Origin of the sequence: Demequina lignilytica, from assembly GCF_030418305.1 — a bacterium.
Taxonomy (GTDB): Bacteria; Actinomycetota; Actinomycetes; order Actinomycetales; family Demequinaceae; genus Demequina; species Demequina lignilytica.
This window is the reverse complement of the sequence record NZ_JAUHPX010000003.1, coordinates 382,208-402,109: the sequence shown is the minus strand read 5'-3', so window position 1 is coordinate 402,109 and position 19,902 is coordinate 382,208. Positions and strand designations below refer to the sequence as shown.

20 protein-coding genes are annotated in these 19,902 nt (G+C 71.7%); 9 read left to right on the top strand and 11 right to left on the bottom strand.

Annotated features, from left to right (window positions below; translation table 11 throughout):
- Nucleotides 1-52: 52 nt before the first annotated feature.
- The 7 genes from QQX10_RS07245 to QQX10_RS07215 form a co-directional block, all read right to left on the bottom strand.
- A complete protein-coding gene (locus QQX10_RS07245; protein WP_301121873.1) occupies nucleotides 53-1,216 on the bottom strand; it encodes an ABC transporter substrate-binding protein in 1,164 nt (387 codons plus the stop codon).
- A gap of 72 nt (nucleotides 1,217-1,288) precedes the next feature.
- The gene (locus tag QQX10_RS07240) at nucleotides 1,289-2,053 is read right to left on the bottom strand and encodes an ABC transporter permease (RefSeq protein WP_301121875.1); all 765 of its coding nucleotides are present in this window, start codon (nucleotides 2,051-2,053) and stop codon (nucleotides 1,289-1,291) included.
- Nucleotides 2,050-2,856: an ABC transporter ATP-binding protein gene (locus tag QQX10_RS07235; RefSeq protein WP_301121877.1), complete on the bottom strand. Its 807-nt coding sequence runs from the start codon at nucleotides 2,854-2,856 to the stop codon at nucleotides 2,050-2,052. The genes QQX10_RS07240 and QQX10_RS07235 overlap by 4 nt, the downstream gene beginning before the upstream one ends.
- Nucleotides 2,853-3,728, bottom strand: coding sequence for an ABC transporter permease (locus QQX10_RS07230; protein ID WP_301121879.1), 876 nt, complete (start codon nucleotides 3,726-3,728; stop codon nucleotides 2,853-2,855). The genes QQX10_RS07235 and QQX10_RS07230 overlap by 4 nt, the downstream gene beginning before the upstream one ends.
- Before the next feature lie 11 nt (nucleotides 3,729-3,739).
- Entirely contained in the window at nucleotides 3,740-4,756 is a 1,017-nt protein-coding gene (locus tag QQX10_RS07225) for a TIGR03842 family LLM class F420-dependent oxidoreductase (protein WP_301121881.1), read from the bottom strand.
- Between the two features lie 19 nt (nucleotides 4,757-4,775).
- Nucleotides 4,776-6,212 (bottom strand): dihydropyrimidinase, encoded by a 1,437-nt coding sequence (hydA, locus tag QQX10_RS07220; RefSeq protein WP_301121883.1) that lies wholly within the window; start codon nucleotides 6,210-6,212, stop codon nucleotides 4,776-4,778.
- Nucleotides 6,213-6,225: 13 nt separating this feature from the next.
- Entirely contained in the window at nucleotides 6,226-7,074 is an 849-nt protein-coding gene (locus tag QQX10_RS07215) for a nitrilase-related carbon-nitrogen hydrolase (protein WP_301121885.1), read from the bottom strand.
- A gap of 153 nt (nucleotides 7,075-7,227) precedes the next feature.
- Between QQX10_RS07215 and QQX10_RS07210 the strand changes: the two genes are divergently transcribed.
- From QQX10_RS07210 to cofD, 5 genes are all read left to right on the top strand, one after another.
- The gene (locus QQX10_RS07210) at nucleotides 7,228-8,613 is read left to right on the top strand and encodes an aminotransferase class I/II-fold pyridoxal phosphate-dependent enzyme (RefSeq protein ID WP_301121887.1); all 1,386 of its coding nucleotides are present in this window, start codon (nucleotides 7,228-7,230) and stop codon (nucleotides 8,611-8,613) included.
- Between the two features lie 113 nt (nucleotides 8,614-8,726).
- Nucleotides 8,727-9,734, top strand: a complete 1,008-nt coding sequence (locus QQX10_RS07205) for a putative F420-0 ABC transporter substrate-binding protein (RefSeq protein ID WP_301121889.1) — start codon at nucleotides 8,727-8,729, stop codon at nucleotides 9,732-9,734.
- Nucleotides 9,731-10,777, top strand: coding sequence for a FecCD family ABC transporter permease (locus QQX10_RS07200; RefSeq protein ID WP_301121891.1), 1,047 nt, complete (start codon nucleotides 9,731-9,733; stop codon nucleotides 10,775-10,777). Before QQX10_RS07205 ends, QQX10_RS07200 begins: the two co-directional genes overlap by 4 nt.
- Entirely contained in the window at nucleotides 10,768-11,541 is a 774-nt protein-coding gene (locus QQX10_RS07195; protein ID WP_301121893.1) for an ABC transporter ATP-binding protein, read from the top strand. The genes QQX10_RS07200 and QQX10_RS07195 overlap by 10 nt, the downstream gene beginning before the upstream one ends.
- On the top strand, nucleotides 11,538-12,512 hold the full coding sequence (cofD, locus tag QQX10_RS07190) for a 2-phospho-L-lactate transferase (RefSeq protein ID WP_301121895.1): 975 nt from the start codon (nucleotides 11,538-11,540) through the stop codon (nucleotides 12,510-12,512). The genes QQX10_RS07195 and cofD overlap by 4 nt, the downstream gene beginning before the upstream one ends.
- Here cofD and cofC read toward each other — a convergent pair.
- The 3 genes from cofC to QQX10_RS07175 are packed head-to-tail and all read right to left on the bottom strand — an operon-like array spanning nucleotide 12,499 to nucleotide 14,898.
- Complete coding sequence (gene cofC / locus QQX10_RS07185; RefSeq protein ID WP_301121898.1) at nucleotides 12,499-13,113, bottom strand: 2-phospho-L-lactate guanylyltransferase; 615 nt, start codon at nucleotides 13,111-13,113, stop codon at nucleotides 12,499-12,501. The genes cofD and cofC overlap by 14 nt on opposite strands.
- Nucleotides 13,110-13,895, bottom strand: coding sequence for a coenzyme F420-0:L-glutamate ligase (cofE, locus tag QQX10_RS07180; protein WP_301121900.1), 786 nt, complete (start codon nucleotides 13,893-13,895; stop codon nucleotides 13,110-13,112). The genes cofC and cofE overlap by 4 nt, the downstream gene beginning before the upstream one ends.
- 1 nt (nucleotide 13,896) lies before the next feature.
- On the bottom strand, nucleotides 13,897-14,898 hold the full coding sequence (locus QQX10_RS07175; RefSeq protein WP_301121902.1) for a TIGR03557 family F420-dependent LLM class oxidoreductase: 1,002 nt from the start codon (nucleotides 14,896-14,898) through the stop codon (nucleotides 13,897-13,899).
- Between the two features lie 347 nt (nucleotides 14,899-15,245).
- Between QQX10_RS07175 and dnaK the strand changes: the two genes are divergently transcribed.
- The 4 genes from dnaK (at nucleotide 15,246) to QQX10_RS07155 (ending at nucleotide 19,226) form a co-directional block, all read left to right on the top strand.
- Nucleotides 15,246-17,114, top strand: a complete 1,869-nt coding sequence (gene dnaK / locus QQX10_RS07170; protein WP_301121904.1) for a molecular chaperone DnaK — start codon at nucleotides 15,246-15,248, stop codon at nucleotides 17,112-17,114.
- Nucleotides 17,115-17,190: 76 nt separating this feature from the next.
- Complete coding sequence (locus QQX10_RS07165) at nucleotides 17,191-17,787, top strand: nucleotide exchange factor GrpE (protein WP_301121906.1); 597 nt, start codon at nucleotides 17,191-17,193, stop codon at nucleotides 17,785-17,787.
- Nucleotides 17,788-17,805: 18 nt separating this feature from the next.
- Nucleotides 17,806-18,777 (top strand): DnaJ C-terminal domain-containing protein, encoded by a 972-nt coding sequence (locus QQX10_RS07160; protein WP_301121908.1) that lies wholly within the window; start codon nucleotides 17,806-17,808, stop codon nucleotides 18,775-18,777.
- A gap of 14 nt (nucleotides 18,778-18,791) precedes the next feature.
- Nucleotides 18,792-19,226, top strand: coding sequence for a heat shock protein transcriptional repressor HspR (locus tag QQX10_RS07155; protein WP_301121910.1), 435 nt, complete (start codon nucleotides 18,792-18,794; stop codon nucleotides 19,224-19,226).
- A 31-nt stretch (nucleotides 19,227-19,257) separates the two neighbouring features.
- Here QQX10_RS07155 and QQX10_RS07150 read toward each other — a convergent pair whose 3' ends face one another.
- Complete coding sequence (locus QQX10_RS07150) at nucleotides 19,258-19,860, bottom strand: TetR/AcrR family transcriptional regulator (RefSeq protein ID WP_301121912.1); 603 nt, start codon at nucleotides 19,858-19,860, stop codon at nucleotides 19,258-19,260.
- Nucleotides 19,861-19,902 lie beyond the last annotated feature (42 nt).

Here is a 19,902-nt window from a genome sequence, read left to right as displayed (position 1 = left end):
CGCGCGGGGCGGGCGCCGCCCCCCCCCCCCCCCCCCCCGCCGATGAGAAGGGCTACTCGCCGCCCTCGTTGAGCGTGACCTCGATCGGCGCGTAGTCGGCGCCCATCACGTCGACGCCGTCAGCCTCGAGCTCCGCGAGCGCCGCGTCCACGTACTCGTTCGAGTAGGCGGTCTCCGGCGGCTCGGTGGTGATGATGGTCGAGCCCTCGGGGTTGACCGTCTCGAGCGCCATGGCGACCGTCGCGTCCCACTGGTCCTCGTTGATGTGGCCCACGCCCGAGGTGGACGGGAAGATCAGCTTGTTGATCTCGTTCGCCATCCACAGCTGGTGCGAGGTGCCGAGGGTCGAGCCCGCGGCGGTGACGATGTCGGCCGCGGCCTGCGGGTCGTCCTTCGCGAAGACGCAGCCCTCGATGGTGCCCTTGATGAAGGCCGTCGTGCTCGCCGCGTAATCCTCGTCGGAGGCGAGGCGCTCCGAGTCCGCCCAGATGGCGTCCTGCAGCATGGCCGTGCCCTCGTCGTTCCAGTCGATGACGACCAGGTCGTCCTCGGTGTAGAGCTCGCCGGTCTCCGGGTTCACCACCTCGAGGACCTGCGCGTACTCGTTGTACGTCATCGCCTGCGCCGCGTCGATGTCGCCCGCGATGAAGGCGTTCATGTCGAAGGCCTGCTGGACCGTCGAGCCGCCGTCGAGATCCTCGAGCGTGACGCCGCTGGCCTGCATGCCGGCGATCAGCTCCCACTCGTTGCCGTAGCCCCACGAGCCGACCTTCATGCCCGCGAGGTCCGCGGCCGACTCGATGCCGGAGTCGGCGAACGCGACCTGAAGCGTGCCGGACCGCTCGAAGATCTGCGCGACGTTGGTGACCGCGGCTCCCTGCTCGATCGCGCCGAGCACCTTGGGCACCCAGGAGATCGCGAAGTCCGCGCTGCCGGAGGTCAGCACGTCGATCGGCACGATGTCGACCGCGCCCGGGAGGATCGTGACGTCGAGCCCCGCGTCCTCGTAGTAGCCCTGGTCGAGCGCCGAGTAGTAGCAGGCGAACTGCGCCTGCGTCAGCCACTGCAGCTGCACCGAGACCGGCGTGAGCTCGGCCGGTGCGGCGTCGCCGCTGGCGGAGCTGGTGGTCTCCGCGTCGTCCCCGCTCGAGCAGGCGGTCAGCGCGAGCACGCCCGCCGCCGCGACCGCCGTCATGACGCTTGCGCGTCCCCTCATGATTGCCATTGCTTCTCCCGTGATGTTGTCACTGCTTCCCCGTTGTTCGACCGCCTCTGGAGCGGACGTCTCTCAGGTCCTCCGGCGCCGCCGCGACCAGCCCTCGAGGGCCGCGGTGACTCCGTAGAACAGCGTCCCGAGCAGCACTGCTCCGAGGACGTAGGCCCAGGCGACGGTGTAGTTGGAGCCCGCCGCCGAGGAGGTGATCGCGATCCCCAGCCCGTTGGCCGGTCCACCGAAGTACTCGGCTATGAGCGCGGAGATGACCGCGAGCGAGGATCCGATCTTGAGTCCGTTGAGGACGTAGGGGACCGCTCCTGGCAGGAGCAGCATCCGGTTCACCTGCTCCGCCGTGGCGGCGTAGGAGCGCATCAGGTCACGATGCACGGGCTCGACCTGGCGGAGCCCCTGCAGCGTGTTGAGGTACATGGGGACGAACACGGCCACCGCCGCGACCAGCTGGCGGCCGGTGTTGGCGGCGGCGCCGAACATCGCGTAGAAGATGGGCGCGAGCGCGACGATGGGGATCACCGCGAGCGACGCGACGAGCGGCACCAGCATCCTGTCGAGCACCCGCAGCGCGTTCGCGAGGATCGCCACCAGGATGCCGGTGACGGCACCGATCCCGAGGCCGATCAGGGCGTTCAGCCCGGTCTGGACCGCCGCGTCGAGGATGTGGTCCGCGGTGTCGACGAAGGCTCCGCCGATCCCGAGGGGGCTGGGCACCAGGAAGGGCTTGATCTCGAAGGCGACCACAAGGGCCTGCCAGAGCGCGAGCGCCAGCACGCCCAACGCCACGGGGGCGAGGACGGTGCGGGTGCCCGCGAGCGCCTTCATCGGTTCTCGACCCCCCGCGCGCCGTCGGCGGCCCCGTCGTGCAGGAGCATGCGGACGGCCGTGACGCCGTCGTAGAACGTGGAGTCCTCGCGCAGCTCCTCGTCGCGCGCGGAGAAGTCGAGGGTCACGATGTCCTTGATGCGACCCGGTCGGGGCGACATGACCACCACCCGGTCGGAGAGGAAGACCGCCTCCGGGATCGAGTGCGTGACGAAGATGACGGCGGCGCCGGTCTCCTTGCACAGCGCCACCAGCTCGTTCTGCATGTGCTCGCGCGTGATCTCGTCGAGCGCCCCGAAGGGCTCGTCCATCAGCAGGAGACGCGGCCGCTCGGCGAGCGCGCGGGCGATCGCCACCCGCTGCTTCATGCCTCCCGACAGCTGATCCGGATGGTGGTCGGCGAAGTCGGCGAGCCCGATGAGCTCGAGCAGCTCGTCCGAGCGCGCGGCGCGGCCGCGCGCGTCGACGCCGTGGATCTCCAGCGGCAGCTCGATGTTCGCGCGCACCGTGCGCCACGGCAGCAGGCCGGCCTGCTGGAAGGCGATGCCGTAGTCCTGGTCCTTGCGGGCCTGCTCGGGGGTCTTGCCGAACACCTCGATCTCGCCCGCCGTGAGCTGGTCCAGGTCGGCGACCAGGCGCATGAGCGTGCTCTTCCCGCAGCCCGACGGACCGATCAACGAGACGAACTCGCCGGGGGCCACGTCGAGGCTCACGTCGCTGAGCGCATGCACCTCGGCGCCCTTGCGGCCACGGAAGATCTTGTCGACCGATGCGATGCGCACCGCCGGTCGGGGGTCGGTCATGCCGTCACCTCTGCTCGTCGGAACCGCTTCAGCCCCATCCCGATGAGCGCGACCAGCCCGGCGGAGACCAGGCCGATCAGCACCGCGCCCAGGATCGGGGCGTACGTCTTCGCGGGGTCGCCGCTCGCGGTGGCGGCGAACTCGATGATCATGCGGCCGATGCCGCCGCCCAGCCCGATCGAGACCTCGGCGACCACGGTGCCGACCACCGCGTTCGCGGCGGCCAGGCGCAGCGCCGGCAGCAGGTACGGGACCGAGGACGGCAGGCGCAGCCGAAGCAGCGTGGTCCACCAGCCCGCGGCGTACGCGCGGAACAGGTCGATGTCCGCGGCGGGCGGCGACTTGAGGCCTCGCAGCGCGCTGACGGCGACTGGGAAGAAGGCCAGGTAGGAGGCGATCACCGCGACCGACATCCAGTTCTCCCACTGGAAGGAGCCGATCTCGATCTCCGATCCCCAGCGGCGCACCAGGGGCGCGATCGCGATCAGGGGGACCGTCTGGCTGAGCACCACCCACGGCAGCACCGCGCTCTCCGCGGTCACCCACCGCTGCATGAGCAGCGCGAGCGCGAGCCCGGAGATCACGCCGAGCAGCCATCCCAGCGCCGCGATGCCCAGCGAGAACGCGGCGGCCTGGAGCACCGCCCACCAGAGCACGTCGGCCCCGGCGGCGCGGGTGACGGGCTCGAACAGCCGCGCCAGCACGTCCCATGTGTGGGGCATGGCGATGTCGGTCGTGCGCGGCAGGATCACGATGTCGCCGACGACCACGCCCTCGGCGGGGCCGATCGCCTTGTAGCCCTCCCACACGGCGACGGCGGCGAGGACGCCGAGGATCCCCCACAGGACCCCGTTCAGCCGCGACCGCCGCATCGTCCCCGTCCCTAGACCTTCGCCGTGATGGACTCGGACACCGCGGGGATGACGCGCTCGCCGTACACGCGCATCGTCTCCTCCTTGTTGTCGTGCTGGAGGTAGCCCGCGAACTGGGTCATGCCGACGTCGCGCAAAGCCTCGAGCTTCGCGATGTGCTCCTCGGGGCCCCCGAGGACGCAGAAGCGGTCCACGATCTCGTCGGGCACGAACTCGGTGTGCGAGTTACCGGCGCGGCCGTGCTCGTTGTAGTCGTAGCCCTGGCGGCCCTCGATGTAGTCGACCAGCACCCCAGGGATCGCGCCCTCCTTGCCGTACTTCTCGACGATGTCCGCGACGTGGTTGCCGACCATCCCGCCGAACCAGCGGCACTGGTCGCGCATGTGCTCCCAGTCCTCGCCGATGTACATGGGCCCGGAGACGCAGAACTCGAGGCGCTCAGGGTCACGGCCCGCGTTGTCCGCCGCGGTCTTGACCGTGTCGATCATCCACTTCGCGATGTCGACGTCCGCGCACTGGAGGATGAAGCCGTCGCCGACCTCGCCGGCCGCCTTCAGCGCGAGCGGCCCGTAGCCCGCGACCCACACCTCGAGCTCGGAGGTCCGCGCCCAGGGGAACTGCAGGGTCGCGCCGTTGTGCTCGACGGGCCGCCGGTTCGCGAGCTCGCGGATCACGTGGACGGATTCGCGCATCTCCCGCACGGACACGGGCTTGCCGTTGAGCACGCGTACGGCCGAGTCGCCCCGCCCGATGCCGCACACGGTGCGGTTGCCGTACATCTCGTTCAGCGTCGCGAACGTCGAGGCCGTGACCGTCCAGTCGCGGGTCGCGGGGTTGGTCACGTAGGGACCGACCTTGATGCGGTGGGTCTGCGCGAGGATCGCGCTGTAGATGACGTAGGGCTCCTGCCACAGCAGGTGCGAGTCGAACGTCCACGCGTGCGTGAACCCGTACTCCTCGGCCATCCTCGCCAGCGCCACCGTGCGCGCCGCGGGCGGGTTGGTCTGCAGCACCACTCCGAAGTCCATGCGGTCTCCCCCTCCGCTCTCAGATCAGGTACTGCGACAGGCCGCGCTTGAGGAAGGACCCGTGGCCCTTGGCGCCATGGAAGGCACCGTCCTCGACGAGCACCGTGCCGCGGGACAGGACGATGTCGACGTGGCCGTCGATCTCGTAGCCCTCCCACGCCGAGTGGTCCATGTTCATGTGGTGGGTCTTGTCGACGCCGATCGACGTGTGGCCGTTCGGGTCGTAGATCACGATGTCCGCGTCCGCGCCCGGCTGGATCACGCCCTTCTTGCCGTACATCCCGAACATCCGCGCGGGGGTGGTCGACGTGAGCTCGACCCACCTCTCGAGGGTGATCTGGCCCGTGACGACGCCCTGGTACATGAGATCCATGCGGTGCTCGACCGAGCCGATGCCGTTGGGGATCTTGCGGAAGTCGCCCAGGCCGAGCTCCTTCTGGTCCTTCATGCAGAAGGGGCAGTGGTCGGTGGAGACCATCTGCAGGTCGTTGGTCCGCAGCGCCTGCCACATGTGGTCCTGGTGGCCCTCGGCACGGGAGCGCACCGGGGTCGAGCAGACGTACTTGGCGCCCTCGAAGTCGCCCCACTCCTCGCTGGTCGCGCCGAGCTGCTCCTCGAGCGACATGTACAGGTACTGGGGGCAGGTCTCGCCGAAGACGTTCTTGCCGTTGTCGCGCGCCGCCGCGAGCTGGGCGACGGCCTGCTTCGCGGACACGTGCACCACGTACAGGGGCGCGCCGGTGATGTCGGAGAGCATGATCGCGCGATGCGTCGCCTCCTCCTCCGCCTGCCAGACGCGGGCGACGCCGTGGTAGTACGGCGAGGTCTTGCCCTGCTTGACCAGCTGCTCGGCGATCACGTCGATCACCGGGCCGTTCTCCGCGTGCATCATGGTCAGCAGGCCGTTGTCGGCCGCCACCTGCATGGCCTTGAGGATCTGCGCGTCGTCGGCGTAGAACACCCCGGGATAGGCCATGAACATCTTGTAGCTGGTGATGCCCTCGTCGATCAGCCACGGCAGCGCCGCCAGCGAGTCGTCGTCGACGCCGCCCACGATCTGGTGGAAGCCGTAGTCGATGTGGCAGTTGCCGGCGGCCAGCTCGTGCCAGGCGGCGAGGCCGTCCTGCACCTTGCCCCCGTAGCTCTGGACGGCGAAGTCGACGATTGACGTGGTGCCGCCCCAAGCCGCGGCCTTGGTGCCCGTCTCGAACGTGTCGGAGGCCGAGGTGCCGCCGAAGGGCAGCTGCATGTGGGTGTGGGCATCGATGCCGCCGGGGATGACGTACCGGCCGGTGGCGTCGATCACCCGGTCGACGGTCGACGGCAGGTCGTGCCCGAGCGACGTCGAGCCGGGCGCGAGGACGGCGACGATGGTCTCCCCGTCGATCAGGACGTCCGCCAGCATGCGGCCGGTCGCCGAGACGACGGTGCCGCCGGTGATGAGGGTGGTGGTCATGTCCGCTCCTTCCTTACGGTGCCGTGATCTCGCCGTAGCTGTCCGGGCGGCGATCGCGGTAGAACTGCCAGTCGTCCCGCATCTGCTGGACCAGGTCCATGTCGAGGTCGCGGATCAGAAGCTCCTCGTGCTCGCCCGAGCCCAGCTCGCCTACGTAGTTGCCGCGCGGGTCGACTATCTGCGAGGTGCCGTAGAAGTTGACCGCCTCGTCGCCGTACTCGTTGTCCTCAAGGCCCACGCGGTTCGGGGCGAGGACGTAGTAGCCGTTGGCGACCGCGGCAGCGGGCTGCTCGATCTCCCACAGGCGGTTCGACAGGCCCGGCTTGGTGGCGTTGGGGTTGAACGCGAGGTGCGCGCCGTTGAGGCCCAGCTCGCGCCAGCCCTCCGGGAAGTGGCGGTCGTAGCAGATCACCACGCCGACCTTCCCGACCGCGGTGTCGAACACCGGGTAGCCCATGTTGCCGGGGCGGAAGTAGAACTTCTCCCAGAACTTCTCCACATGCGGGATGTGGTTCTTGCGGTACTTGCCCAGGATGGTGCCGTCCGCGTCGACCACCACCGCGGTGTTGTAGTAGACCCCGGTCTGCTCCTCCTCGTAGATCGGGAGGATCATCACCATGCCCAGCTCCTTCGCGAGCGCCGCGAAGCGCTGCACGATCGGACCGTCGGCGGGCTCCGCGTAGCGGTAGTACTTCTTGTCCTGCGTGATGCCGAAGTAGGGGCCGTAGAACAGCTCCTGGAAGCAGATGACCTGCGCACCCTGGGCGGCCGCGTCGCGCGCGAACTGCTCGTGCTTGTCGAGCATCGACTCCTTGTCACCGGTCCATGTGGTCTGCGTGATGGCCGCCCTGATCACCGTCATGCTCGCTCCTCGAGGGTGTGCTGGAGGGTGGGGGCTCGCGTCCCCGGTTGACTGTTACTCTGGCTCTTGAACATTTCTGAGTCGTTACCGCCGGTAAAAGCCTGGTTACGGACAGAACACGGGCGCGATAACTGCGGGCGCGAAGGGGGACCCATGCCGCTGGCGACGCTCGTCGACGCCGTCGAGACCCCCACGCCCCAGGGCATCGCGTCCGCGCTGTCGATGCTGATCCGCAGCGGCGAGCTGCCGCCCGGCACCCGCCTGCCCACGGTCCGCGACATCGCGCGGGAGCTCGGGGTGAGCCCGGCGACGGTGTCGACCGCCTGGCAGGGCATGGTCAAGGCCGGGCTGATCCAGGCACGCGGCCGGGCCGGCACCTTCGTGCTCGAGCCGACCACGCCGTGGCTCACGCCGCGGTCGCAGCGGCTCGCGGACCGCGGCACCGCTGCGCCCGGCATGGCACCCCGGCTCGACCTCGCGTCCGGCCTGCCGGACCCGACGCTGCTCCCCGACGTCTCCGCGAGCCTCGAACGGGTCGCTCCCCGCCGCGCCTCCGTCACCTCGTACACCCAGCCGCCGCTGCTGCCCGAGCTGGAGGCACCGCTGCGCGAGCGCTGGCCGTACTCCCCGCCCGCCCTCGCGATGGTCGATGGCGCCATGGACGGCGTCGAGCGGGCGCTGCGCGCCGTGGCCCGCTACGGCGACCGGGTCGTGGTGGAGAATCCGACGTTCCCGATGCTGCTCGACCTGCTCGACCACCTCCACCTGATGGCGGTGCCCGCACGCATCGACCACCGGGGCATGGTCCCGGCGGCTCTTCACGAGGCGCTCACGTCGCGTCCCGCCGCGGTGGTGCTCCAGCCGCGCGCGCACAATCCCACCGGCGCGTCCCTCACCGCCTCGCGCGCCGAGGAGCTCGCGACCGTGCTCTCCCGCCACCGCTACGGGCGCGACACCGTGGTGATCGAGGACGATCACACCAACCTCGTGTCCGCCGCCCCCGCGGTCAGCCTCGGCACGTGGCTCCCCGCCCGCACCCTCCACGTGGGCGGCTTCTCGAAGTCGCACGGCCCCGACCTACGGGTCGCCGCGATGAGCGGACCCGCGGGGGCGATCGAGCGGATCGTCGGCTACCGCGTGCTCGGCCCGGGGTGGACGTCACGGATCCTCCAGGCCGTGCTGCACGACCTCCTCACGACCCGACCAGCGATCGCCTCGATCAGCGCCGCCCGCTACGCGTACTTCGCCCGCCAGCGCGAGCTGGCCTCGTGCCTGCGCGGCCTCGGCGTCGACGTCGAGGCCCGCGACGGCCTCAACGTGTGGGTGCCGGTGCCCGACGAGGCGGCGGCGCGCGTCACCCTGGCCGCCGCGGGGATCCAGGTGAGCCCGGGCAGCGCCTTCGTCGTGCCGACCCCGGAGGGGGACGATGCGCCCGGGCCCCACGTCGGCGACCACGTCCGGGTGAGCGTCGGGGGGCTCCGCGAGGCGATCCCGGACGTCGCGGCGGCGATCGCCGCCGCCTGCGAAACATCGAGGTAACCACCCCGCCGTACGCTGGCGGCCTGGACCCCGGCCGGAGGTGGCATGGTGGGCCGTCGGGTATCGACGGCAGGTCCGGGAACGCGCACGACCCCGATCCGGAAGGCCGCCCCATGCCCCGCCACCTCCCGCACCTCGCCCGCCTCGGCATCGTCCTGGCCCCGCTGGTCCTGGCGACCGCGTGCTCGTCCGTCAGCGCAGACCCCGCCCCCGTCACCCCCTCCTCGGCCGACCCCGCTGCCGCGGCGGAGCTCACGGTCGACAACTGCGGGACCGTCGTCACCCCCGAGGGGACGCCGGACCGCATCGTCACCGTGAAGTCGACCACCACCGAGCTGCTCGTCGAGCTGGGCCTGGCGGACCGGATCGTCGGCGCCGCCTTCCTCGACGGACCGGTCGAGCCGCCGTACACGACCCTCGACGTCGACATCCCCGTGATGTCGGACTTCCTCCCCGGCCAGGAGGCGACCCTCGCCCTCGACCCCGACGCGATCGTCGGCGGCTGGGAGTCCAACTTCGCCGCCGACGGGGTCGGCGAGCGAGCCGACCTCGCCGCCCTCGGGATCCTCACCTACGTCGCGCCGTCGGCATGCAAGGAGGCCGGCTACCAGCCGGACCCGATGACGTTCGACCTCCTGTTCGCTCAGATCGAGGAGGCCGGGCTGGTGTTCGGCGCCGAGCAGGCCGCCGCCGCCCTGGTGGAGACGATGCGCGACGGCCTCGCCGCGGTCGAGCCATCCACCTCCGGCCTCACCGCCGTCTGGTACTCCTCGGGCGACGACGCGCCGTACGTCGGCGCCGGCATCGGCGCACCCCAGATGATGATGGACGCGGCGGGCCTCACGAACGTGTTCGCGGACGTCCACGACACGTGGACGTCCGCCACCTGGGAGGCCGTGGTCGAGGCGGACCCCGACGTGATCGTGCTGGTCGACGCCTCGTGGAACACGGCCGCGAGCAAGATCGAGCGGCTCGAGTCGGATCCTGCCACCGCGTCCCTCACCGCCGTCCGCGAGGGGCGCTACCTGGTGATCCCCTTCGCCGCGGGCGAGGCGGGCGTGCGCAACGTCGAGGCCGTCGCGTCGCTGACGACCCAGCTGGACGCGCTCGGGCTGTCATGACCGCGGTCCGCGGCGGGCGCGGGACGGTGCTGCTGCTGGCGGCGCTGGCGCTCGCGCTCGCCGCCAGCCTGGTCGCGGCCGTGTCGATCGGGGTGGCCGACCTGTCCCCCGCCGGCGCCTGGTCGGTGATCGCCCACCACCTGGGCCTCGGCGGCGCGTCGGCGTCCGCGACCACCGACGCGATCGTGTGGCACATCCGGGTGCCGCGCGCGCTGACGGCGGCGCTCGTCGGCGCGGGGCTCGCGGTCGCGGGCGCGGTCATGCAGGGGCTCACGCGCAACCCGCTCGCGGACCCCTACCTGCTCGGGCTGTCCTCGGGCGCCTCCCTCGGGGCCGTCGCGGTGATCCTCCTGGGGCTGGGCGCCTCCGTCGCCGCCACCGCCGCGGTGCCGCTCGCGGCCTTCGCGGGGGCGGCGTTCGCCCTCGCCGCCGCGCTCGCGATCGCGAGGCTCTCGGGTGCCGTCACCCCCACGACGCTGGTGCTCGCCGGCCTCGCGGTGTCCCAGTTCCTGGCGGCCGCGACCTCGCTCGTGATCGTGATGGCGGCGAAGGGCGACTCGTTCCGCGAGGTCCTGAGCTGGCTGCTCGGGTCCCTCGCCGGCTCGTCGTGGACCACGGTCGCGGTGGCGGGGATCGCGCTCGCCGGCCTCTACCCGGTGATCCGCCTGCACGCGACCCGGCTCGACGCCTTCGCGCTCGGCGAGAGCGCCGCCGCCGCGCTCGGGATCCACACCCGCCGGACCCGCCTGGTGCTGCTCGGCACCGTCTCGCTGCTGACGGGAGCGATGGTCTCGACCTCGGGTGCGATCGGCTTCGTCGGCCTGGTGCTGCCGCACCTCATGCGGGCGCTCAGCGGGGGCCTGCACCGCCACCTGCTCCCCGCGGTCGCGCTGGGCGGGGCGATCTTCCTGGTCTGGGCGGACACGCTCGCACGCACCGTGCTCGACCCGCGCGAGATCCCCGTCGGGGTGGTGACGGCCCTGCTCGGGGTCCCCGTGTTCGTCCTGGTGCTGCGGCAGGCCCGGAGGCAGTCATGGAGCTGAGGATCGAGGACCTCACGGTGCATCGCGGCGGCCGGGTCGCGGTGCGCGGGGTCGCGTTCGCGGTGCCCGCCGGCGCGCGGGTCGCGCTGCTCGGCCCCAACGGCGCGGGCAAGTCGACCCTGCTCGCCGCCATCGCCGCGCTCGTGCCCCGCACCAGCGGGGCGGTCCTGCTCGACGGCGAGCCCGCGCATCGTCTGTCCCGGCGCACGCTCGCGCGCCGCGTCGCGCTGCTCGAGCAGCACGCCGACGCGGCGATCGCGCTCACCGCGGCGCAGATCGTCGAGCTGGGGCTGCTGCCCCATCACCGGGGGCACCGTCGCCCGCACGATGCGGCGGGCCAGGCGCGAGCCGCCCTCGCCTCGGTGGGCGCGGACCACCTCGCCGACCGCGACTGGGCGCGCCTGTCGGGCGGCGAGAGGCAACGCGTCAGCGTCGCCCGCGCGCTGGCGCAGCGCCCGGCCCTCCTGCTGCTGGACGAGCCGACCAACCACCTCGACATCCGCGCGCAGCTCGAGACGCTGCGGCTGGTGCGCTCACGCGGCATCACGGTGGTCGCCGCGCTGCACGACCTCAACCACGCCGCCGCCTGGGCCACCCATGTCGCCGTGCTCGACCACGGAGGTCTGGTCGCGTTCGGCGCACCCGGCGAGGTGCTCACCCCCGCGCTGATCGCCCGCGTCTACGGTGTCACCGCGACCGTGCTCGACCATCCCGGCGACGGCCGACCCGTGCTCGCGCTCGACCCGACCGAGGAGGACTCATGACCGACCCGCTGCGCATCGTCGCCCTGTCCGGAGGGGTGGGCGGCGCCCGCTTCCTCCGCGGCCTGGTCGCGTGGGGCGCCACCGCGGGGGTGCCGCTCGACGTCACCGTGATCGCGAACACGGGCGACGACATGCGCCTGCACGGGCTCCAGATCTGCCCGGACCTCGACACGGTGATGTACACGCTCGGCGGGGTGATCAGCGAGGCGCAGGGCTGGGGTCGGGAGGACGAGCGCTTCACGGTCGCCGAGGAGCTGCGCCCCTACGGCGTGGGCTGGGAGTGGTTCACGCTGGGCGATCGCGACATCGCGACCCACCTCGCCCGCACGTCGCTCCTGGACGCAGGCCAGCCGCTCTCGGCGGCGACCGCACGGCTCGCCGCCCGCTGGGACCTGCCTGTCACCCTGCTGCCGATGAGCGATCAGCCGGTCGAGACCCACGTCGAGCTCTCGGGCGGCGAGGTGATGCACTTCGAGGAGTGGTGGGTGAGGACGCGGGCGGCGGCGCCGGCGCGCCGCTTCGTGCAGGTCAGGGTGGACGAGGCGGCACCGGCACCGGGCGTGCTCGACGCGATCGCCGGGGCCGACCTGGTGCTGCTGCCGCCGTCCAACCCGGTGGTGTCCGTCGGGACCATCCTGGGGGTGCCGGGCATCGCCGACGCGCTCCGCTCCGCGGCCGCGCCGCTCGTGGGGGTCTCGCCGATCATCGGCGGCGCCGCGGTGCGCGGGATGGCGGAGGCCTGCCTCGCGACGCTCGGGGTCCCGGCGACCGCCGCGGGCGTGGCGCTCGACTACCGGTCGCGCCACGGCCTCCTCGACGGCTGGCTGGTCGACGATGCGGACGCCGGCGCGCTGGACGAGCTCGCCTCCGCGGGCGTCGCCGGGCTCGCGCGGCCGTTGTGGATGACCGACGTCGACACGACGGCCGCCATCGCGGCGGCGGCGGTGGAGCTGGGCCTCAGCCTGCGCTGACCACGGGGACCGCCGCGAGCGCGGCGACCGTGTGCGCGCCGAGGCCGAGCGAGTGCGCCCGATCGAGGTCGCGCTCGGTGTCCACGTCCGCGCTCAGGCGGAGCGACGCGTCGAGACCTTGATAGCCGAGCGCTCGATGGCGCGCGAAGGATCCCTGGCCGAACGCCGGCAGCAGCCGCCCGTCGATCGCTCCGAGCAGGGTCGTGCCCGTCCCGGCGGCGTCGGGGAAGACGGCGCGGCGGGCGAGCGCCACGCGCGCGAGCGCCTCGTCGACGTCCGCGGGCCTGAGCGCGGGCAGGTCCCCGAGCACGACGGCGCAGGGGCCGATCAGCATGCGCGCGACCTCCGAGATCCCGGCGTTCAGGCCCTCGGCGTGCTGGACCCAGCGCTCCACTCCGTCCATCCCTGGCAGCTCCAGGCCCGGCGTCTCGGTCACGACGATCACGCGCGCCACGTCGGCTGCACCCACCACCGCCGCGACCGTGTCCGCCGCGAGCGCGGTCGCCAGCGCGGCGCGCGAGGCGCCCCTCACCACCTCGGGAAGGCGCGACTTGGCGTGCGGCCCGCCCTTCACCGGGATCAGCACGGTCCAGCCGGTCACGGCGCCTCCTCCTCCGCGTGCGCGGCCGCGGCGAGCCCCGCGTCGAAGCCGCGGGCGTACGCCTCGTCCGATCCCCAGCGGAACATGTCGTGCTCCGCGTCCCGGACCAGGGCACGCACGCCGGTCCCCACCTCGTCCGTCACCGCGTCGAGGCCGCGCACCACGGCGACGGGCAGGCCCCGCACCTTCCCCTTCACCAGGTCCGCGGCCGCCGCAAGCTCGTCGACCAGCGCGGTCACGGAGACCTCGAGGGTGCGACCCTGCGCGTCGGGCGTGCCGCGGTGGTCGTCGGTCACGTCGACGTAGGCCGCGCCGATCGCGAGGTCGGTCTGTCCGTTGCGCCAGGGCCGGCCGAACGTGTCCGTGACGACCACCCCGACGCGCGATCCCGTCGCGGCGCGCAGGCCCTCGGCGAGCGAGCGCGCCGACCCGTCGGGGTCGACGGGCAGCAGCAGGACGTGCCCCGCGGGCACGTTCGAGCCGTCGACGCCCGCGGCGGCCATGACGAAGCCGTGCGTGGTCTGCACGATCCGGGTGAGGCCGCCGTCCTTGCGCGGCCGCGACGCGACCACCCGGACGGCCTCCGCGGTGATGGCGTCCTCGCGGTCCGCCGCCGTGACCAGCCGACCCTCCGCCTTCGAGACGATCTTGCTCGCGACCACCACCACGTCGCCGTCGGCCAGCGGCGTGCCCGCGGTCGCGGCCGCCGCGGCGATCAGGGCAGGCAGGTCCGCGCCCGGGGCGATCTCGCCCAGGCCGGGGACGGCCCACGCGGTGAGCATGTCAGCGGTGCAGCTTCGGGAGCACGTCGGCGGCGAAGGTGTCGATCCACTCGCGCTGGTTGCGGCCGACGTTGTGGAGGTAGACGCGATCGAAGCCGAGGTCGACGAAGCCCTGGATGTACTCGCGGTGGACGTCGGGGTCCTCGCTGATGACCATGCGGCCCTCGAAGTCCTCGGGGCGGACCATCTTCGCGATCTGCTCGAGCTCGAACGGCGAGCGGATGTCGGCCTTGGGGAACTTCATGCCGCCGTTCGGCCACTCGACCATCGCGTTCTGCAACGCCTCCTCGTAGGTGGGCGCCCACGACATGTGCAGCTGCAGGATGCGCGGCATGGAGTCGGGGTCCTTGCCCGCCTCGCGCGCCCCCTGCTCGAAGCGCGAGAAGAGGTGCGCGATCTTCTCCTTCGGCGCGCCGACCGTGATGAGCCCGTCGACCTCGCGGCCCGCGCGGCGGGCGGCGACCGGACCCGCCGTCGCGACGTAGATGGGCGGAGCGACCTCGGGCATGGTCCACAGGCGCGTGGTCTCGAGGCGGTAGAACGTCCCCTGGTGCTTGACGTCCTTGCCCGCGATCGAGGCGTCGAACAGCTTCTTGATGATGTCGATGGCCTCGAACATGCGGTTGATGCGCTCGGGCGGCTCGGGCCAGTACTGGCCGACGATGTGCTCGTTGAGCGCCTCGCCGGCGCCCAGACCGAGCCAGTGCCGGCCCGGGTACATCGCGGCGAGCGTGGCCGACGCCTGCGCGACCATCGCCGGATGCCAGCGGAAGGTCGGGGCGGTGACACCGGGGCCCATGTCCCCCGTGGTGCGCTCGCCGATCGCGGTGAGCACGTTCCACACGAACGCGGACTGGCCCTGCTGCGGGACCCAGGGCTGGAAGTGGTCGGCGGCCATGACACCGGAGAAGCCCCTGCTCTCGGCGTACTCGCTCAGCGCGACGGCCTCCATGGGGGCGAACTGCTCGAGCATCGCCGCGTAGCCGACCTGCAGATCTGACATCACCACTCCTCGTGCCCGCCTCGGATTTTCGTATCGTAGGAGGCTGAACATTTCGCCGGGGTTAAGCCGTGGCCGCGCGTGGTCCCCACACCTACGCCCCGGCCCCTGTCTCGCCCACCTCGTGCGGGGAACTGACCGCCATCTCTCGCGAGTCCGCGCCTCCTCGGGGGAGATGAGCGCCCCGACCCGGCACAGCACAGCGCGCTCCTGGGAACTTGAGCAGAGTTCGCTCAACTTCTGCCTCGTCGACTTGACGCAACCTCGCTCGCGACGTAACTTGAGTCTCAGTCGCTCAAGTCCTGAGCGGAGGTTTCACGCGGCGCCCCGCCGCAGTAGGAGGAAAGAACATGTCACGAGCAGTCGGCATCGACCTCGGCACCACCAACTCGGTCGTCTCCGTCCTCGAGGGCGGCGAGCCCACCGTCATCGCGAACGCCGAGGGCGCCCGCACCACCCCGTCGGTGGTCGCGTTCTCGAAGACCGGCGAGGTCCTGGTCGGCGAGATCGCCAAGCGCCAGGCCGTCACCAACGTGGACCGCACCATCGCCTCGGTGAAGCGCCACATGGGCACGGACTGGTCGCAGGAGATCGACGACAAGAAGTACAACGCGCAGGAGATCTCCGCGCGCATCCTCGGCAAGCTCAAGCGCGACGCCGAGGAGTACCTGGGCGAGCAGGTGACCGACGCGGTCATCACCGTGCCCGCGTACTTCAACGACGCCGAGCGCCAGGCGACCAAGGACGCCGGCACCATCGCGGGCCTCAACGTCCTGCGCATCGTGAACGAGCCCACCGCGGCGGCGCTCGCGTACGGCCTCGACAAGGGCAAGGAGGACGAGCACATCCTGGTCTTCGACCTCGGTGGCGGCACCTTCGACGTGTCCCTGCTCGAGGTGGGCAAGGACGACGACGACTTCTCGACCATCCAGGTGCGCGCGACCGCCGGCGACAACCGCCTCGGCGGCGACGACTGGGACCAGCGGATCGTCGACCACCTGGTCAAGGAGGTCAAGAACACCGAGGGCGTGGACCTGTCGAAGGACCGCTCGGCCCTGCAGCGCCTCCGCGAGGCGGCCGAGCAGGCCAAGAAGGAGCTCAGCTCCGCGCAGCAGACCACCATCTCCCTCCAGTACCTCAGCATCGGCGAGAACGGCCCCGTCCACCTGGACAGCAAGCTCACCCGCGCGCAGTTCCAGCAGATGACGGCCGACCTCCTCGAGCGCACCAAGGCCCCGTTCCACCAGGTCATCAAGGACGCCGGCATCAAGCTGTCGGAGATCGACCACGTGCTGCTCGTCGGCGGCTCGACCCGCATGCCCGCGGTCACCGAGGTCGTCAAGGAGCTCACCGGCGGCAAGGAGCCCAACAAGGGCGTGAACCCGGACGAGGTGGTCGCCGTCGGCGCCGCCCTGCAGGCCGGTGTCATCAAGGGCGAGCGCAAGGACGTCCTGCTGATCGACGTCACCCCGCTGAGCCTCGGCATCGAGACCAAGGGCGGCGTGATGACCACGCTGATCGAGCGCAACACCGCGATCCCGACCAAGTCGTCCGAGGTCTTCTCGACGGCCGAGGACAACCAGCCCTCGGTGCTGATCCAGGTCTACCAGGGCGAGCGCCAGTTCGCGCGTGACAACAAGCTGCTCGGCACCTTCGAGCTGTCGGGCATCGCCCCGGCCCCGCGCGGCGTCCCCCAGATCGAGGTGACGTTCGACATCGACGCCAACGGCATCGTCCACGTCCACGCGAAGGACCGCGGCACCGGCAAGGAGCAGTCCATCACCGTGTCCGGCGGCTCGGCCCTCTCCAAGGAGGACATCGACCGCATGGTCAAGGACGCGGAGGAGCACGCGGAGGAGGACAAGAAGCGCCGCGAGGACGCCGAGGTCCGCAACAACGCCGAGACCTTCGCGTACTCGACCGAGAAGATCCTGTCGGAGAACGAGGACAAGGTGCCCGCGGAGGTCGCGGAGGACGTCAAGTCCGCGATCGCCGAGGTCAAGACCGCGCTCGAGGGCGACGACACCGACGAGGTGAAGGCGAAGCACGAGACGCTGGTCGAGAAGGCGCAGAAGATCGGCGAGGCGGTCTACGCCGCTCAGCAGGCCGAGGGCGTGAACGTGGACGCGGACTCCGCGGCCCAGGCCGCGTCCGGGCAGCCGTCCGACGACGACGTGGTCGACGCCGAGATCGTCGACGACGAGGACGAGAAGAAGTAACCGAGCTGACGGCGGGCGCGCGGCCACGGCACACGATGCCGAGCCGCCGCCCGCCGTCGCCCTACGGAGGCGTGACATGACCGACAACACCCCCACTCCCGAGGAGCCGCAGGACGATGCGCTGGCCCAGGCGGAGTCGATCCTGAACGAGGCTGGCAAGGAGGTCCCCGAGGGCACGTTCCTCGACGAGGACCACGACGGCGTCGACGACCTCACGGCGGACGAGACGGGCGCCGACGACGCCCTCAACGCCGCGTATCAGAAGGCCGCCGAGCACCTCGCCGACCTTCAGCGGCTCCAGGCCGAGTACGTCAACTACCGCAAGCGCGTCGACCGGGACCGGGAGCTCATCGCCGTGAACGCGACCGCGAAGGCCGTGGAGGCGCTGATCCCGGTGCTCGACGACATCGCGGCGGCGCGCGACCACGGCGACCTCGCCGAAGGTCCCTTCGCCGCGATCGCGGAGAAGCTCGAGGGAGCGCTCGGCCGCCTGGGCTGGTCGAGCTACGGCACCGCGGGCGACGAGTTCGACCCGCAGCTGCACGAGGCTCTCATGTCCCAGCCGAGCACCGAGGTGGCCGAGCCCACGGTCCAGCACGTCGCCCAGCCCGGCCACAAGGTGGGCGAGCGCGTGCTCCGCCCCGCGCGCGTGATCGTCGCGCAGCCCGAGTAGCCCCAGGAGGGAGGCGCCATGCCCAGCCAGGACTGGTTCAACAAGGACTTCTACGCGACGCTCGGCGTCTCCAAGGACGCCGACGCGGACGCCATCAAGAAGGCGTACCGGAAGCTCGCGCGCGACCTGCACCCGGACCGCAACCCCGGGGACGCGGCCGCGGAGAAGCGGTTCAAGGAGGTCGGCGAGGCCTACGCCGTGCTGTCCGACACCGAGGACCGCCAGCAGTACGACGCGATCCGCGCGATGGGCGGTGGCGGCGCACGCTTCCAGGCGGGCGGCGGCGGCGCGGGCGGCGCGGCCGGCTTCGAGGACATCCTCGGCGGGATGTTCGGCGGCGGCGGACGCGGGGGCGCGCAGTTCCGCACCTCGGGTGGCGGCACCGGCGGCTTCGAGGACATCCTCGGGTCGATGTTCGGCGGCGGCTTCCAGCGCGGACCGCAGAAGGGCGGCGACATCGCCGCGGCCGTCGAGGTCACCTTCCGCGACGCCGCCGAGGGGTCGACCGTGACGCTCGGCTCCGACGGCCAGCGCATCACCACCCGGCTGCCGGTGGGCGTCAAGGACGGCCAGCGGATCCGCGTGCCCGGCAAGGGCCGGCCCGGGTCGAACGGCGGACCAGCAGGCGACCTGCTGCTCACGGTGCACGTGCAGCGGCACCCCGTGTTCACCATCGACGGGCTCAATCTCAAGATGAAGCTGCCGGTGCGGTTCGACGAGGCCGCGCTCGGCGCCCATGTCGAGGTGCCGACGCTGTCGGGGGAGCGGGTCAAGGTCAAGGTGCCGTCCGGCACGCAGTCGGGCACGGTGCTCCGGGTGAAGGGTCGCGGACTCGCCTCCAAGAAGGGCACCGGCGACCTCATGGTCACCGTCGAGGTCGCGGTGCCGCGCAAGCTCTCCCGCGATGCCAAGAAGGCGCTTGAGGCGCTCACCGATGCCACCGCGGGTGAGGATCCCCGCGCGTCGCTCTACACGGAGGCCGCCCGCTAGCGGGAAGGTGAACCATGGAGCAGCCAGACGTCGACGAGCCGGTGTTCCTCATCTCCGCGGCCGCGGAGCTCGCCGGCATGCACGCGCAGACGCTGCGCCAGTACGATCGCCTGGGCCTGGTGGTGCCGCGCCGCCGCCCCGGCGGCGGCCGCCGCTACTCGCTTCGTGATGTCGCCACGCTGCGCGAGGTCCAGCGCATGAGCCAGGACGAGGGCATCAACCTCGCGGGCATCGCCCGCATCCTGTCGCTCACCAAGCGCGTGACGCAGCTCGAGCACGAGGTCGAGCGGCTCCGTCCGCGTGCCGACGTCGGCTCACGGATCTTCACGACCGGGCCCACCGGCAACGTCGTGATCGTCGAGCGCGGACGCCGGGCCCGCCGCGACGAGGGCCGGGCGATCGTGCTGTGGGCCGGGCTGCCGTCCGAGGACGAGCAGACGGACGGGTAGGCGCCGCCCTAGGCGCGGGCCGCGCCGAGCGTCAGCGCGCGCAGGACGGGTCGAGCCCGGCGACGGTGGCCTCGATGGCCTCCTGGATGTCGCACAGCTCGGGGCGGTGGTCGCCGTAGGCGCGGCGCAGCATCTCGATCATCACGTGGCCGTGGACGTTGGCCCAGAGCGATGCCGCCGCATCGTGCCACCTCGCCGGGTCCGCGTCGGGCCCCTCGAGCGCCGATGCCACGCGCGCGCGGTGGGAGTAGAACGAGTCCCACACACGCTCGCGCGTGGTCTCCGACGGGTCGTAGCCCGGGATCGCGGCGACGAACATCACCTGGAACTGGGTGGGGTGCGCCAGGGACCACTCGCAGTAGGCGCGCGCGCCGGCCACCAGGCCGTGGCAGCCGCCGCCCGCCGCCTCGTGGGCCTCCTCGAGGGTCGCATCCAGCTGACCGAAGCCCCACTCGACGACCGCGTCGATGAGGCCCGACTTGCCCTTGAAGTGCGTGTAGACGCCCATGGTCGAGCAGCCGGCCGCGGCGGCGACAGCGCGCACGGTCAGCCCGGCGGCACCCTGGGTGTCGACGATCCGCAGCGCCCCCTCGAGCAGCCGGCCCCTCAGATCGGAATTCTCGTTCTCAAACATGAGAATCAATGATATTTCATGTAACAGCAATATTTTTCGCAC

Coding starts and splice junctions, on each gene's coding strand:
- QQX10_RS07245 (WP_301121873.1), bottom strand. CDS start 1,216: ATGAGGGGACGCGCAAGCGTCATGACGGCGGTCGCGGCGGCGGGCGTG.
- QQX10_RS07240 (WP_301121875.1), bottom strand. CDS start 2,053: ATGAAGGCGCTCGCGGGCACCCGCACCGTCCTCGCCCCCGTGGCGTTG.
- QQX10_RS07235 (WP_301121877.1), bottom strand. CDS start 2,856: ATGACCGACCCCCGACCGGCGGTGCGCATCGCATCGGTCGACAAGATC.
- QQX10_RS07230 (WP_301121879.1), bottom strand. CDS start 3,728: ATGCGGCGGTCGCGGCTGAACGGGGTCCTGTGGGGGATCCTCGGCGTC.
- QQX10_RS07225 (WP_301121881.1), bottom strand. CDS start 4,756: ATGGACTTCGGAGTGGTGCTGCAGACCAACCCGCCCGCGGCGCGCACG.
- hydA (WP_301121883.1), bottom strand. CDS start 6,212: ATGACCACCACCCTCATCACCGGCGGCACCGTCGTCTCGGCGACCGGC.
- QQX10_RS07215 (WP_301121885.1), bottom strand. CDS start 7,074: ATGACGGTGATCAGGGCGGCCATCACGCAGACCACATGGACCGGTGAC.
- QQX10_RS07210 (WP_301121887.1), top strand. CDS start 7,228: ATGCCGCTGGCGACGCTCGTCGACGCCGTCGAGACCCCCACGCCCCAG.
- QQX10_RS07205 (WP_301121889.1), top strand. CDS start 8,727: ATGCCCCGCCACCTCCCGCACCTCGCCCGCCTCGGCATCGTCCTGGCC.
- QQX10_RS07200 (WP_301121891.1), top strand. CDS start 9,731: ATGACCGCGGTCCGCGGCGGGCGCGGGACGGTGCTGCTGCTGGCGGCG.
- QQX10_RS07195 (WP_301121893.1), top strand. CDS start 10,768: ATGGAGCTGAGGATCGAGGACCTCACGGTGCATCGCGGCGGCCGGGTC.
- cofD (WP_301121895.1), top strand. CDS start 11,538: ATGACCGACCCGCTGCGCATCGTCGCCCTGTCCGGAGGGGTGGGCGGC.
- cofE (WP_301121900.1), bottom strand. CDS start 13,895: ATGCTCACCGCGTGGGCCGTCCCCGGCCTGGGCGAGATCGCCCCGGGC.
- QQX10_RS07175 (WP_301121902.1), bottom strand. CDS start 14,898: ATGTCAGATCTGCAGGTCGGCTACGCGGCGATGCTCGAGCAGTTCGCC.
- dnaK (WP_301121904.1), top strand. CDS start 15,246: ATGTCACGAGCAGTCGGCATCGACCTCGGCACCACCAACTCGGTCGTC.
- QQX10_RS07165 (WP_301121906.1), top strand. CDS start 17,191: ATGACCGACAACACCCCCACTCCCGAGGAGCCGCAGGACGATGCGCTG.
- QQX10_RS07160 (WP_301121908.1), top strand. CDS start 17,806: ATGCCCAGCCAGGACTGGTTCAACAAGGACTTCTACGCGACGCTCGGC.
- QQX10_RS07155 (WP_301121910.1), top strand. CDS start 18,792: ATGGAGCAGCCAGACGTCGACGAGCCGGTGTTCCTCATCTCCGCGGCC.
- QQX10_RS07150 (WP_301121912.1), bottom strand. CDS start 19,860: ATGTTTGAGAACGAGAATTCCGATCTGAGGGGCCGGCTGCTCGAGGGG.